Below are 12,855 nucleotides of genomic sequence, written 5' to 3' on the forward strand. Positions count from 1 at the left end.
GCCTCGCTCTCACCGGGGAGGTTCGTCGTCCTCACAGCCGTGTACGTGTTCACGCTGATCGTGGTCCTTTGCGGGTGTACGAAGTCTGGGATGTGTGTCGGAGGGCTCTGGGGTTTCTCGAAAGACGCTGGGGTGTCTCGGAGGTTCTGGGACGTCACGGAGGGCATGGACTCGGGGGCTCGCTCCGGTCTCACAGATGCGCGGGCGCGCTTACGCCGAGCTGGGTCAGGCCGCCTGCCAGCACCGTCCCGGTGGCTTCGACGAGAGCCAGCCGGGCGCGGTGGGCGGCCCCGGGTTTCTCGTCGCCGCTGGGCAGGGGCGGGCACTGGTCGTGGAAGTCGAAGAAGGCGTCACCGACCGCGACGAGATGGCGTGCGTGGCGGGCCGGATCGGACTGCTCGCTGACCCGCCGGTGATCCGCGAGCAGCGCGAGCAGGGCCGCGCCGCCGGTGCCGTAGACGGAACGGGCCGCCGGTTCTTGTCCGGCATCCGCGTAGGCGTGCGGTTCACCGCGGAACCCCAGGTCACGGGCGTTACGCGACAGAGCGCACGCTCGTGCGTGTGCGTACTGCACGCGGAAGAGAGGGCTCGACTGCGACGTACGTACGGCGAGCGCGGCCGGGGCATCGCCGGTGGCTGCGGTCCAGTGCGCGATGTCGGCGGCGGGGGCGTCGGGGGCGGGGGTGCCGAGGGCGGAACCGGCCGCGGGGTCACCAAGGCCGGAGGCGGAGCTGGAGCTGGACGTCCGGGTCAGCTCCGCCACGAGCTCGGCCCTCGCACGGTCGTCGAGGGTGACGTTCAGGAAGCCGCCTCCGGCGATCTCCGCCGTGCGGATTCCGTCCTGCCGCGCGAGCCTGGCCAGCAGCACCCGCGCCACGTCGTACGGCGCCATGCCCGACGGACCGGCGAGCCGGAAGGCCACACTCACCGCGTAGTCACCGGGCCCACGCCGCGGTGGCGACTCGACCGTCACCCGCTGTGGCAGATCGCTGCTTCCCCGTACCGCTCCCAGCTCACCTTCCGCCGCGGCACGGCGTACTACGTGCAGCACGGTGCGGGAGAGCTGGGCGGGTGTCACAGGGCAAGCGTATGGGAGAGGGGGTGGGTCGGCGCGAACCGGATTCCGCTCCGGGCGGGCGCGGTGCCGCATCGGGGGGCGCGAGCGATGTGCGTCCGTCACCGCTGGTGACGGCGGTACCGAGGGGCGTGGGACGTCGGGCGTGGGGCGTGTTCGAGCGGGGCGGGGAGCGCGGGCAGAGGTTCAGCGGCCGGCCGGCCAACCGGCCGGCTCCTGTTCGTCCGCTTCGTCCGCATCGCCGCGCCGTGACTCGCCGCCCTCTGCCCGTCCGGTCAACTGCCGCACCATCGCAACCAGTTCGGACGGTTCGAAGGGCTTCGCCAGCAGGGCGTCGACGGGGGGCTCCTCGCCGCCCTCACCGTCGATCTTCGTGTGGCCGCTGACGATCGCGACCGGGATGTGGCGCGTACGGGGGTCGGAGCGCAACCGCTCGGCCGTCCGCAGCCCGTCGAGGCGGGGCATGGCGACGTCCAGCGTGACGAGATCCGGCCGGACACCCTGCACGATGTCGAGGCACTCGACACCGTCGGCAGCGGTCACCACCTCGAAACCTTCCAGCTCGAGATTGACCTTGATCAGCTGCCGGATGACCTTGTCGTCGTCCACGACAAGAACCCGGCCGGACATACCTGGCACACACAGAGCCTAGGCTCACCCCTCCCCCGGCGTCCGGCTTTTGCCCTTTTCCACCCCTGCGGAGCGCGGCCTGAGGCGACCCTCGCCGGTAACTCCGGGCCCGGGAAACGGGGTTCCGGTGCAGCACCACCGAGCTGGTACTGTTCCTCTTGTCGCCGCTCACAGCGCGACGAGCCCCCGTAGCTCAGGGGATAGAGCAACGGCCTCCGGAGCCGTGTGCGCAGGTTCGAATCCTGCCGGGGGTACTTCCAATCAAGGGTCCTGACCAGCAGAAATGCGGGTCAGGATTTTTCGTGTTCATGCCAAAAGGCAAACGGTTCTTGGACCGTTTCTCTTTTTCCGACTACCGCATGGTGCGGGCCGACGGCGAGGTGTGCTGCGGCATCCTTCCAGCTCAGCGCGCTTGATGGCGCCAGCATGAAGCAGTCACTGCTCCGCCAGTCGCGAGGATTACGTTCAGCTGCGCCAAGAAAGCCATCAGCGGCTTGACCAGCGCATTTTCTTCAGCTCCGCGGAAAACGCGCACGGTCTGACGGGTCACTGCTCAGGCGAATCAGCAGCTGTTTCGTCGTCCGCAGAAGGCGGATCGTAGGCACGCAGGAGGTGCTCGATGCGCTGGTTGGTGATGGATTGCCGGTCATACAGGCACTTCGCGTAGCGCGAGAGGAGAACGTCGATGCTGTTGCCGGCGCGCTGCGCCACCTCAGCCGGGTCTGCTCCTGAACACAGCCAGGTGGACAGGGCCGAGTGCCGCAGATCGTAAGGCTTCGCGGCGAGCGGGGACGCCACGAGTTGCGGCGGCAGTGCGAGCGTTCGGGCTTCGCTCCAGACTCTGTAGTACGAGGTGGAGCCGATGATGTCCCCGCGCTCGGTGAAGAACAGGCGGCCGTCCTCAGCGACCCCGAAGGTGTTGATGCTCTCGCGCCACAGGGCGACGAGGTGCGGAGGAAGGGGCACGACCCTGGTCTCACCTGCCGGGCGGTTCTTCAGCCCACGTTCGTCGTGGCGGCGCCCGTTGTCAGTCCACTTCTTGCCCACCTGCGGCAGGGCGCGGTTGACGACCAGCCGGCCCCAACCGCCGGTGGGCAGCACGCAGTCGGTCACTACCACCCCGGCTGCCTCTTCCGGACGCAGTCCGGCGTAGTACATGCCGGCGAAGAAGCCGACGAGCCGCCGCCCGCGCGCCCGGTGATGGGTGCCGACGTAGGAGACGGCGGTGATCAGTGTTCGCGCCTGCTGAGGGTTGACGACCACACGAGGATCGACCGTGGTTACCTGCCGCGATATTCCGGCCCGGATGTTGTCGAGTGGATGACTGCCCAACTCGCCCTGTTCGACGGCGTAGTACAAAGCGCTCACCAGCACCTTCCGTTTACGCCGCCAGGTCTCCCGGGCCGCGGCCGTCCCGTCGCGTTTGCGGCGGAGTGCATCAAGCACGCCGCGGGCCACGGCCGGGTCGTGCAGGTCGATCAGCGGCCGGGATGCCTTGGCTACCCAGTCCAGTACCAACCGTGCCTGTGCGGGGACTTCGCGTTCCTGAGGCCCAGGTACGACGAATGCCCATCCCTGCAGCGAACGGTGCAGAAGCGACTCCTCGGGGCGACCCGGCAGGTCGACCAACATCGCCCTCGTGATGGCCGCCAGAGCCTCGCTGTTCTCCCGCCGGGTGTGTGCCGCCCGCCCCAACCAGTGCGCCTGTGCGTAGTTCACTGCGAACGCATACCAACTCAGCTGCGACGGCCCGCGCGAACCGTATGCACCGGCACGGCCGGGAGCCAGCCCCGCACGCAAAGCCCGCACAAGCTCCGCCCCGAACTCCCCCGCCAAATCCGCCGCAACGCCGGCCCGCTCCGAATGCCCGCTTCTGTGCATCTGGCCGTGACATCGCCCCGCCCCCTCGCCCAAGCCCTGCCTGCTGCTCCAACCCCCACGTCTGTCCATGTCGGCCTCCTGTAGCTCACGTACCGTCGAATCAGCCTCCCGGCCCCAGCGCGCCCCGCACAGGCGCGTGCACACTGAGCTCATTGCGCAGGCAGGCCGCACGCATGGGATGCACGGGAACTAGAAGATCTCGGCCGGCAGCGGCCACCGCTGGCTCTGCAGGCCGACGGTGGCAGAACCCCACGCAGAGGCCGACCCCTGGGAGGTCACCGATGTGGGATCAAAGTCGTGCTGCTGTACGACATGCTGCTGCGCCTCACCGAGTCTCCGGCCATTCGGCTGCACCGGCCGTCGCCCTCCGCTCCCAAGGGCCGCACGCCGCGGTGGCGGGGCGAGTCGGGGGTGCGGCGAGGCTGGTGCTGCCGACGCAACGCAGCCGTCGTGCGCGCCCGCACGCTCCATGGTCGCAGCCCTCTGCCTGGACCTCCGGCGCTGACGCCGGGCCACTTGCCCGCACCCACTCTCGAGCGGGTGCGGGCGGCTCGTCGATTATCCGGCGTCCGCTTGGAACAGTGCCGAAGGAAGACGGGTCCGCGTTTATCAAGTCACATGGTCGCGGTGCGGGACTCCCAGGCCTCCAGGTTGGCATGTTCACCGTGCCGGGCACTGTCGCTGAAGCCGTGCTTCGCATGTGGGTAGAGGTCGACGATAGTCGGGGCGTCGCAGTCCCGGTCCTTTCACCGCCTTCTGGAGTCGAAGGAAGTTCGCGCGGGAACCAGGTTTTGTGTGCTGCCCGGCATCGTGTCCCCTGATCCCTTGATCAGCTGGTCGCCGTCAGTGCTGCGCGTGCGGCGGTGAGGATCTCCTCGGAGAGTGGCGAGCCCTTGGTGGCTCGGGCTAGGACGAGTGCGCCGAGCATGGTGCACAGCCGGGTGACGCCGTCCTGGTCCCCGGTAGCGAGCCACTCAGCGAAGTCGCCCACTCCCTCCGTGTAGACGCGGCGGGCCTCGCGATCTCCTGGTTCGCGCGCCATGTCGGTGGCCAGCGCGGCGGCGGGGCATCCGTCTGCCGCACTGTCGCGGTGCTCGATGGAGAGGTAGGTGTCGATCAGCGCCTGCTGGGCGGCCTCGCGCTGTCCGGCGTGCTGCTCGAGTCCGTCGTTGCGGAGCCGGGTGAGTTCGTCGAACGCGTGGGCGGTGGCTTCGTCGATGAGCGCCTCTTTGGAGGCGAACTGCTTGTAGAAGCCGCCGTGCGTCAGGCCGGACGCCTTCATGACGTCGGCGACGCTGACGTGGGTGCCCTGCTTCCGGAACAGCCGGGAGGAGGTTTCCACGATCCGCCGACGGTTCTCCTTCGCTTGCGCCTGCGATACGCGGCCCATCAGCCACCTCCCGATTGGATGTTGATTGGCATCTATTCTAGGCTAGGCTTTAGATTGCCATCGTAATCTAAATTGCGCGACGGCTCAGCAGCGTCGGCAACGCTGGGAGGCAGGCATGGAACTGAAGGACGCGGTGGCGGTGGTCACCGGCGCCAATCGTGGGCTCGGGCGGCATCTGGCCACTCAGCTTCTGGAGCGCGGAGCGAAGGTGTACGCGGCGGCTCGCCGCCCGGAAACGGTGGACCTGCTGGAGGTCACCCCGCTGCGGCTGGACGTGACTGACGAGGAGTCGATTCGGGCCGCGGCCCGCACCGCATCTGACGCGACGCTTCTGGTGAACAACGCGGGCATCTCCACCGCCACGCCACTGATCGCGGGCGGCCTGGACGCGGTGCGCCTGGAGATGGAGACGAACTTCTTCGGTCTGCTCGCCGTGACGCGGGCTTTCACCCCTGTCATCGAGGGCAACGGCGGCGGCAGCGTACTCAACGTTCTGTCCGTCCTGTCCTGGCTGCACCCCGCGGGCCTGGGGTCCTATGCCGCGGCCAAGGCCGCGGCCTGGGCGCTGACCGACGCGGCGCGCGAGGAACTGGCGCCCCGCGGCATCACCGTCTCGGCGCTGCACGTCGGATACATGGACACCGACATGGCCGCCGGCGTGCCCGCCGATCAGAAGACCGACCCCGCCGATGTCGCCGCACAGGCCCTGCGCGGCATCGAGACGGGCCTGCCGGAAATCCTCGCCGACGAGGTCACGCGGTACGTCAGGCAGAGCCTGGCTGATTCGCCGAATGCGGCGTGAGGCACGCCTCGCCGCACGGCCTCCCCGCTATCGATTTCCTGGAGTGAGGACGAACCTGATGCGTTACACGACCTTCGGACATCGGACCGGGCTGCGCGTGTCCGAGTACGCGCTCGGCACGGCGAACTTCGGCACCGGATGGGGAGCCGGCGCCGAGCCGGACGAGGCGCGCCGCATCTTCGACCGATTCGCCGAAGCAGGCGGCACCTTTCTCGACACCGCGGACACCTACCAGTTCGGCGAGTCGGAAGAGCTGACAGGAAAGTTCGTCTTCACCGACCGGGACCACTTCGTCCTGGCCACCAAGTTCGCCCTCGGGGCGGCGGCGCAGCCGAGCGTCTCCAGGACGGGCAACAGCCGCAAGACCATGGTCACCTCGGTGGAGGCCAGCCTGAAGCGCCTGAACACCGACTACATCGACCTGCTCTGGGTGCACTTCCCCGACCAGCTCACCCCCATCGAAGAGATCCTGCGCGGGCTCGACGACCTGGTGAGTACCGGCAAGATCCACCACGCCGCCCTGTCCAACTTCCCCGCCTGGCGTGTCTCCCGGGCCGTGACCCTCGCGGACCTGAAGAACTGGGCGCCCATCGTCGGCATCCAGAACGAGTACAGCCTCGTCGAGCGGACCGCCGACCGCGAGCTGTTGCCCATGGCCGAGAGCCTCGGGCTCGGCGCCGCCCTGTGGTCCCCGCTCGGTGGTGGACTGCTCACCGGAAAGTACCGACGCAGCACCGAGGGGCGCCTCAGTGACCTGGGCGCGGTCATCCACACGGAGAACACCGACCAGAAGACCGCCGTCATCGATGCTGTTCTGACCATCGCCGAAGAGATCCGCGTGACGCCTGCCCAGCTTTCGGTGGCCTGGGTACGGGAGCGTGCCGCCCAGTTCGCGACCTCCCTCATCCCGATCATCGGTCCGCGCAACCTCACCCAGCTCGACAGCTACCTGAGCACTCTCGACGTCCAGATGGCCCCCGAGCATTTCGCCCGCCTGTCCGAAGTCAGCACGGTGCCCCTCGGAACTCCCCACGAGAAGATCACCGCCTCCCTCGACGGCGTCCAGGGAGGCGATTCCAGCCGCATCGTCCCCCCGGCCGCACCGGTGGCATGACGCCGCCGGCACGCCGACCGGCCACCGGCAGCGGGGCCGCTCCTGAGGCCTGCGTCAGCTGCCGCCGCGGTGATGGCCGCCCGCCGCATCAGATTGGGCTCCAGGACATTCTGACAAACGCCACAAAAGTGCCCTGCAACGGAAGAAAACCCAGAATGAACAAGAAACCCGTCCCCGCACGGACGAGAAACGGAGACGACGATGAAGGCCTTCGTGATCGAGCGGTACGGCGACAAGGACGGGGTGCGCGCCGGCGAGATGCCCGACCCGCGGGTGGGTGCCGACGACGTCCTGGTCCGCATCCACGCGGCGAGCGTCAACCCGCTCGACCTCAAGCTCCGCGACGGGGAATTCAAGGCGATCCTGCCGTACCGACTCCCGCTCATCCTGGGCAACGACCTCGCCGGGGTGGTCGTCCAGGTGGGATCGGCCGTCACACGGTTCGCGGTGGGCGATGAGGTCTACGCACGGCCCGACAAGGACCGCATCGGCACGTTCGCCGAACTCATCGCCGTCCGCCAGGACGACGTGGCGATCAAACCGGCCAAGCTCACCATGGCGGAGGCCGCCTCCATTCCCCTGGTCGCCCTGACTTCATGGCAGGCGCTGGTCGAACGGGCACAGGTGCGGCCAGGCCAGAAAATCCTCATCCATGCGGGCTCCGGCGGCGTCGGCACCACCGCCATCCAGCTGGCCAAACAGCTGGACGCACACGTCGCCACCACTGCGGGCACGGCCAACATCGACCTGGTGAAGGAACTCGGCGCGGACGTCGCCGTCGACTACAAGCAGCAGACTTTCGAGACGGTCCTCGACGGTTACGACGTCGTCCTGGACACCCTCGGCGGCCAGACGCTCGAGAAGTCCCTGCGGGTACTCAAGCCCGGCGGGAAGGTCATCAGCCTCGCAGGCCCTCCCGACGCGGCCTTCGCCCGCGAGCTGGGCACGAACGCGATCCTCCGGCTGGCGATGAGCGCGCTGAGCTTCAAGATCCGGCGCCGCGCCAAGCATCGCAACGTGACGTACTCGTTCCTGTTCATGAAGGCAAGCGGCGACCAACTGCGCGAACTAACGCCGCTCATCGACGCCGGGAAGATCCGCCCCGTCCTCGACCGTGTCTTCCCGTTCGAGGAGACCCGGGAGGCCATGGAGTACGTCGAGACGGGCCGCGCGAAAGCCGGCAAGGTCGTCGTCGCGATGACGTGAGGACAATCCCTCGCCGGACAACCGGTGAAGACCTGCTTGGGCAACGAGAAGATCCCGCACCCCTCACTATCCCTAGGACCCGGTCATGAGTGCACGACACAGTTCCCCCACCCCCACCCCGTCGTCGTACAAGAGCGCACCGACTCGATCAGTGTCCGTACGCGGCGTCGACTTCGCCTACAGGCAGCACGGCCCCAAGGACGGCGTACCGCTGATCTTCCTCAACCACCTGGCCGCTGTCCTCGACAACTGGGATCCACGCGTGATCGACGGACTCGCCGCCCGACGCCCAGTGATCACCTTCGACAACCGCGGAGTCGGTGCGTCAGGCGGCTCCACGCCCGACACCATCGAGGCGATGGCCCACGACGCCGTGCTCTTCATCCGGGCCCTCGGGTTCGACCAGGCCGACTGGCTCGGCCTGTCTATGGGCGGCTTCATCGCCCAGGTCATCGCAGCAGAGGAACCGCACCTCGTGCGCAAACTCATCCTCGCGGGCACGGGTCCCGCCGGAGGCCCCGGCATCGACAAGGTCACGCCGGTCACCATCCGAGCCGTGCTGAAAGGAGCCCTGACCCGCCAGGATCCGAAGCAGTTCCTCTTCTTCACCGACACCGAGGGCGGCCGACGGGCAGGGCGCGCCTTCCTGGAACGGTTGAAGGAGCGCACAGACGACCGCGATAAAGCCATGGCACTGTGGTCGTTCCGTGCCCAGTTGAAGGCCATCCGCCGATGGGGCCTCCAGACGCCGGCAGACCTGTCGCGCATTCACCATCCGGCGTTGGTGGCAAACGGCGAGAGCGACCGGATGGTACCGAGTGAGAACACACTCGACCTGGCCGCACGGCTGCCCCAGGGCGAACTCGTACCCCTCTACCCCGACGCCGGACACGGAGGGATCTTCCAGTACCACGACGAATTCGTCTCACAGGTACTTGAATTCCTCGCATCGTGAGCGGACCGGGCCTTCATCGACCAATACCGGCAGTGGGGCGTGCCCCTTTTTCGGGGCGGTGAGCGCGCCGCTGGAACCGCGGCCGCGGGCGCGGACCTGTGTCGAGGAAAGTGCCGATACCCCCTCCCGAGCGCGTCAGCGCTCACGTAGCGCGGGTCATTTCGACCGCTCAGCCTTGGGCAGGGTCCTTGCGAGCGTGAGGACCGTCAAACAGATGAGTGTGAGAAAAGCGGCAGCCGCTGTGATGGCGATGCCGAGACCGAACGCCGTGGCGAGGGCGCCGACGCTCACGGCGGTGCCTGCCTGGAGGAGGTAGGCGAAGAGGTAGAGCAGAGAGAGTGTGGCTCCGCGGTGGCCGCCAGGAGCGGCGTGGTTGATGACGCCGAGTCCGCCGGTGAAAGCGAACGAGTATGCCGCACCGCCGACACAACACCAGGCCAGGAGCAGCACGATCGAGCCTGTCCCCGCGACGAGCGCCATCAGGCCGAGGCTGACGAGGGAACTCACCGCGCCGATCCGCGCTGCTCGATACGCCGGGACCCGGCCCAGGAACAGACCGGTGACGCCGATGGCCGCCGATGAGCACGCGAGCAGGACACCGATGACGAACAGATCGTCGGTCTGTGCGAACTGCCGGATCATGTGCGCGCCAAGAGACAGGAACACCGCGCCCATGCAGTACGCGAGCGCGACCGACAGGGTGGCGATCGCGAACGGGAGGCGGATACCCGGCGCAGGTCGCAGTGGACGGGGCCGCCACCTGCGGACGTTCGCGCCGCGATCGTCGGGTGCCGCAGCGAGGACACCCACGGTCGCGACGGCGAGCACGAGCAGGACGATGTAGCTCCACACCAGCGGCAGGGGGGCGAACTGCGCGAGGGCACCCGACAGCGCGAGCGCGAGCGTAAGCCCTGTCGACGTCGAGACGGTCGCAACGGAGCTGGCCAGTCTCGGATTCGACGAGTTGTTGTTCTCCCAGAGCGCGGCACTTGCGGCGCCCATCGCCAGGCCGGCGCCGACACCCTGGAGCACTCTGCCGACGAACAGGAAGGAGACCGCGGGCGCGAGCGCGAAGACCCCAGCGGACGCAGCGATCAGCACGACTCCCCACATCATCACTCGCCGTCGGCCGATCGCATCCGAAAGATCACCGAGGAGCGTCATCGTGACGATCAGCGCAACGGGGAAAGTCGCGAAGACCGAGGTGACGACGAGCGGCGTCAGGTCCCATGCCTCCGCGTACAGCGGATAGAGCACGCTCGGTGCGCCACTGGACCACAACGACAGAGCGAGCGTGGCAGCCGCAGCGAAAAAGGACGCCCGGCTGCCCAAATCCCGGGGTTTCCGGGAGCGTTCACCCACGTCCTCCTTCAATGCCATAGCGCGACCCTAGCATCTGAGTTGGTTAAGCCAACTCACCATGTGCGAGCGCTAGGTGTACTGCCCTGTGAGGTTCGGGACGCCCCTCACGGCGAGCCATCACTGGCGCCTTCCATCCGGGATAGCCCGGGGTACGTCAATTGGAGCCAGCGTCTCCAGCGGATGCGGCCGTGTGGCGCCAGGAAGAAGGCGGTCACGCGCACGACCGAGTCGCTGATCGGCACCTGAGTTGGTGATCGGCAGCTGAGTTGGCCAGGGCGAGTCAAAGTACGATGAGGGCATGGCTCCGCGGTCCAAAGCTCTCTCCGACGCGCTCGTCAGCTCGTGCGCGATCACTCGGAGCCTCGCGGTGCTGAACGACCCGTGGACTTTCCTCCTTCTCCGGGAAGCACTTCTCGGGCGGCGTACGTTCGCGGAGTTCCGCGACAGGCTCGGCATCGCCACTGATGTCCTCAGTGCCCGCCTGGCAAGCCTGGTCGAGCACGGCATCATGGAGAAGATCCCCTACCGACAGCCTGGTCAGCGGACCCGAGACTCCTACGCCCTTACTCCGGCAGGAGAGGAGCTCAAACTCGTCGTGGCCGCTCTGCAGCAGTGGGGCGACGAGCATCTCCCGTCTACCAAGCCCTTGAAGGCTCTGCCCTTCGTGAGCGGCTCCCGCCGTCGCGTCCGGGTGTCCTTCGTCGCGGAGTCCGGCACGCTCGTGGAGCCGACGCAGGTGGAGTTCGCACCAGCGCCGCCCGCACCCGATAGCGAGGAGTGACCGGGTGCGCGCCGGCGCTCTGAGAGCGCACACATGCAACGTGCAGGGCACCGGCCAACGATGGAGGTAGACGGGAACGAGCATGACCCTCAGCGATGCTGCGGAGCGCACCCGCTTGGCGATCTACACGCACCTCGCAACCCGCGGGGTCATTCCCTCCCGTGAATCGATCACCGCCCAGGTGGGCATCACGTTCGAGGGGTACGACCTCGCGCTGAGAGAGCTCGCCGACACCCGCAACGTGGTCCTCAAGGACGGAGAGGTTGAGCTGGCGCACCCGTTTGCGACGCGCTCCTTCGGGTTTTCCGTCATGGGTCCACGCACCTGATGCCCACGACGGGCGCCCAGTTGTTCAGACTCCGTCATGTCAGCGCATCCGGGCGCCGGGGCCCGGCATGGCGGTCGCCTCGGAGGGGGTCAGCTCGGTGTGCCCCTCGGTGCACTCGACAACCACCCTCACAGGGGCGCCGCACTCGTCGTGCCGAAGGTCGAGAACCGGCCCTGACGAGTCGTCACCGTAGGCCTCTCCCCACTGCTTCAACGCCACGAGGACGGGCCACAGATCCCACCCCTTGCGGGTCACACGGTATTCGTTGCGGGATCGGCTGCCGGGCTCCCGGTAGGGCTCGGTCTTCAAGATGCCGGCGGCGGTCAGCTTCCGGAGCCGGTTGCTGAGGATCGCCTCCGACAGACCGATGTGGCGGCGGAAGTCGTCGAAGCGGCGGACGCCGTTGCAGGCGTCGCGCAGGATCAGCAACGTCCATTTCTCTCCGACCACACCCAGCGAGATCTGAACCGGACAGTTCTCGGTGCTCGCCTCAAGCCACTCCATCCCGCCAGCGTACCGCCTGGCTTCAAGATTGACAGTCAGGGGGCAGGAGGCTAGCTTCCCCTGGAGAGCAGACCGGGAGGAGCAAGATCGTGGGACGGACACGCACATACGACTGGGGGGACCCGGCACTCACCGCAGCTGCCGCCGGGCGCACCTCCGGGCTGGACTTCCTACGTGAGCTGCAGGCCGGCGTCCTGCCCACGGCCCCAGTGGGCGCCACACTGGGCTTCGCACTGCAGGAGGTGGAGAAGGGGCGCGTGGTGTTCTCACTGACACCAGGAGAAGAGCACTACAACCCCATCGGCAGCATGCACGGCGGGGTCTACGCCACGCTGCTCGACTCGGCGGCAGGCTGCGCCGTCCAGTCGACGCTGCCACAGGGCATGGCATACACATCACTGGACCTGACAGTGAAGTTCCTTCGGCGGGTCACCCTGGACACAGGCACGGTCCGCGCCATCGGCACGGTCATCAACAGCGGAAGCCAGACCGCCCTTGCCCAGGCCCATTTGGTCGATGCGGCGGACCGCCTACTCGCCCACGCCACCAGCACCTGCATGCTGTTCCCGCTACCCACTGATGCCGAGCCTGGCAGTCGACGGCGTCAGCGTGCTCCGTTGACCTGAACTGCCGCCCGACCTACCGGCTTCAACGGGCGGGATCTACAAGCACGGCAACGAGTTCGACAGAACCGTCAATCACTTCAAGAAGTCCCACGCTGTCGCCACCCGATACAAAAAGCGCTACACCCTCCACAGCACCGTCACGGCTACAACGACCCGATCAGGGCTCCGCCAATGATCCGCCGGACAGGGCCAACTCGCCGA

General features: G+C 67.7%; 13 protein-coding genes and 1 tRNA gene. 8 read left to right on the forward strand and 6 right to left on the reverse strand.

Annotation, left to right across the window (positions count from 1 at the left end):
* Positions 1–190: 190 nt before the first annotated feature.
* Both ACSMXX_RS08725 and ACSMXX_RS08730 read right to left on the reverse strand, forming a co-directional pair.
* A complete protein-coding gene (locus tag ACSMXX_RS08725) occupies positions 191–1,078 on the reverse strand; it encodes a DALR anticodon-binding domain-containing protein (protein ID WP_473183457.1) in 888 nt (295 codons plus the stop codon).
* 183 nt (positions 1,079–1,261) lie between these two features.
* On the reverse strand, positions 1,262–1,705 hold the full coding sequence (locus ACSMXX_RS08730) for a response regulator (protein WP_473184702.1): 444 nt from the start codon (positions 1,703–1,705) through the stop codon (positions 1,262–1,264).
* 182 nt (positions 1,706–1,887) lie between these two features.
* On the opposite strand from ACSMXX_RS08730, the gene ACSMXX_RS08735 reads away from it, so the two are divergent.
* Positions 1,888–1,959, forward strand: a tRNA-Arg gene (locus tag ACSMXX_RS08735).
* 292 nt (positions 1,960–2,251) lie between these two features.
* Here the strand turns inward: ACSMXX_RS08735 and ACSMXX_RS08740 are convergent.
* A complete protein-coding gene (locus ACSMXX_RS08740) occupies positions 2,252–3,424 on the reverse strand; it encodes a tyrosine-type recombinase/integrase (RefSeq protein ID WP_473183458.1) in 1,173 nt (390 codons plus the stop codon).
* A gap of 991 nt (positions 3,425–4,415) precedes the next feature.
* Positions 4,416–4,976 (reverse strand): TetR/AcrR family transcriptional regulator, encoded by a 561-nt coding sequence (locus tag ACSMXX_RS08745; RefSeq protein WP_473183459.1) that lies wholly within the window; start codon positions 4,974–4,976, stop codon positions 4,416–4,418.
* 115 nt (positions 4,977–5,091) lie between these two features.
* Here ACSMXX_RS08745 and ACSMXX_RS08750 point away from each other — a divergent pair, with 115 nt between their 5' ends.
* From ACSMXX_RS08750 to ACSMXX_RS08765, 4 genes are all read left to right on the forward strand, one after another.
* Positions 5,092–5,778, forward strand: coding sequence for an SDR family oxidoreductase (locus ACSMXX_RS08750; protein WP_473183460.1), 687 nt, complete (start codon positions 5,092–5,094; stop codon positions 5,776–5,778).
* A 58-nt stretch (positions 5,779–5,836) separates the two neighbouring features.
* Positions 5,837–6,892, forward strand: coding sequence for an aldo/keto reductase (locus tag ACSMXX_RS08755; protein WP_473183461.1), 1,056 nt, complete (start codon positions 5,837–5,839; stop codon positions 6,890–6,892).
* Between the two features lie 201 nt (positions 6,893–7,093).
* Positions 7,094–8,098 carry an NADP-dependent oxidoreductase gene (locus tag ACSMXX_RS08760; RefSeq protein WP_473183462.1) on the forward strand — a complete coding sequence of 335 codons (1,005 nt, stop codon included), beginning with the start codon at positions 7,094–7,096 and terminating at the stop codon, positions 8,096–8,098.
* 85 nt (positions 8,099–8,183) lie between these two features.
* Positions 8,184–9,053, forward strand: coding sequence for an alpha/beta fold hydrolase (locus tag ACSMXX_RS08765; protein WP_473183463.1), 870 nt, complete (start codon positions 8,184–8,186; stop codon positions 9,051–9,053).
* Between the two features lie 156 nt (positions 9,054–9,209).
* On the opposite strand, the gene ACSMXX_RS08770 is transcribed toward ACSMXX_RS08765, so the two are convergent.
* The gene (locus ACSMXX_RS08770; RefSeq protein WP_473183464.1) at positions 9,210–10,433 is read right to left on the reverse strand and encodes an MFS transporter; all 1,224 of its coding nucleotides are present in this window, start codon (positions 10,431–10,433) and stop codon (positions 9,210–9,212) included.
* 280 nt (positions 10,434–10,713) lie between these two features.
* Here ACSMXX_RS08770 and ACSMXX_RS08775 point away from each other — a divergent pair, with 280 nt between their 5' ends.
* Positions 10,714–11,196: a winged helix-turn-helix transcriptional regulator gene (locus ACSMXX_RS08775; RefSeq protein ID WP_473183465.1), complete on the forward strand. Its 483-nt coding sequence runs from the start codon at positions 10,714–10,716 to the stop codon at positions 11,194–11,196.
* A gap of 82 nt (positions 11,197–11,278) precedes the next feature.
* Positions 11,279–11,524: a hypothetical protein gene (locus tag ACSMXX_RS08780; protein ID WP_473183466.1), complete on the forward strand. Its 246-nt coding sequence runs from the start codon at positions 11,279–11,281 to the stop codon at positions 11,522–11,524.
* A gap of 39 nt (positions 11,525–11,563) precedes the next feature.
* Here ACSMXX_RS08780 and ACSMXX_RS08785 read toward each other — a convergent pair whose 3' ends face one another.
* Positions 11,564–12,028: a winged helix-turn-helix transcriptional regulator gene (locus ACSMXX_RS08785; protein ID WP_473183467.1), complete on the reverse strand. Its 465-nt coding sequence runs from the start codon at positions 12,026–12,028 to the stop codon at positions 11,564–11,566.
* Between the two features lie 89 nt (positions 12,029–12,117).
* Here ACSMXX_RS08785 and ACSMXX_RS08790 point away from each other — a divergent pair, with 89 nt between their 5' ends.
* Entirely contained in the window at positions 12,118–12,654 is a 537-nt protein-coding gene (locus tag ACSMXX_RS08790; protein WP_473183468.1) for a PaaI family thioesterase, read from the forward strand.
* Positions 12,655–12,855 lie beyond the last annotated feature (201 nt).

The organism is Streptomyces sp. DSM 116795 (assembly GCF_055792905.1).

Bases quoted from the DNA above. Each gene is read 5' to 3' on its own strand.
- ACSMXX_RS08730 (WP_473184702.1), bottom strand. From the start codon at position 1,705: ATGTCCGGCCGGGTTCTTGTCGTGGACGACGACAAGGTCATCCGGCAG.
- ACSMXX_RS08745 (WP_473183459.1), bottom strand. From the start codon at position 4,976: ATGGGCCGCGTATCGCAGGCGCAAGCGAAGGAGAACCGTCGGCGGATC.
- ACSMXX_RS08750 (WP_473183460.1), top strand. From the start codon at position 5,092: ATGGAACTGAAGGACGCGGTGGCGGTGGTCACCGGCGCCAATCGTGGG.
- ACSMXX_RS08755 (WP_473183461.1), top strand. From the start codon at position 5,837: ATGCGTTACACGACCTTCGGACATCGGACCGGGCTGCGCGTGTCCGAG.
- ACSMXX_RS08760 (WP_473183462.1), top strand. From the start codon at position 7,094: ATGAAGGCCTTCGTGATCGAGCGGTACGGCGACAAGGACGGGGTGCGC.
- ACSMXX_RS08765 (WP_473183463.1), top strand. From the start codon at position 8,184: ATGAGTGCACGACACAGTTCCCCCACCCCCACCCCGTCGTCGTACAAG.
- ACSMXX_RS08770 (WP_473183464.1), bottom strand. From the start codon at position 10,433: ATGGCATTGAAGGAGGACGTGGGTGAACGCTCCCGGAAACCCCGGGAT.
- ACSMXX_RS08775 (WP_473183465.1), top strand. From the start codon at position 10,714: ATGGCTCCGCGGTCCAAAGCTCTCTCCGACGCGCTCGTCAGCTCGTGC.
- ACSMXX_RS08780 (WP_473183466.1), top strand. From the start codon at position 11,279: ATGACCCTCAGCGATGCTGCGGAGCGCACCCGCTTGGCGATCTACACG.
- ACSMXX_RS08785 (WP_473183467.1), bottom strand. From the start codon at position 12,028: ATGGAGTGGCTTGAGGCGAGCACCGAGAACTGTCCGGTTCAGATCTCG.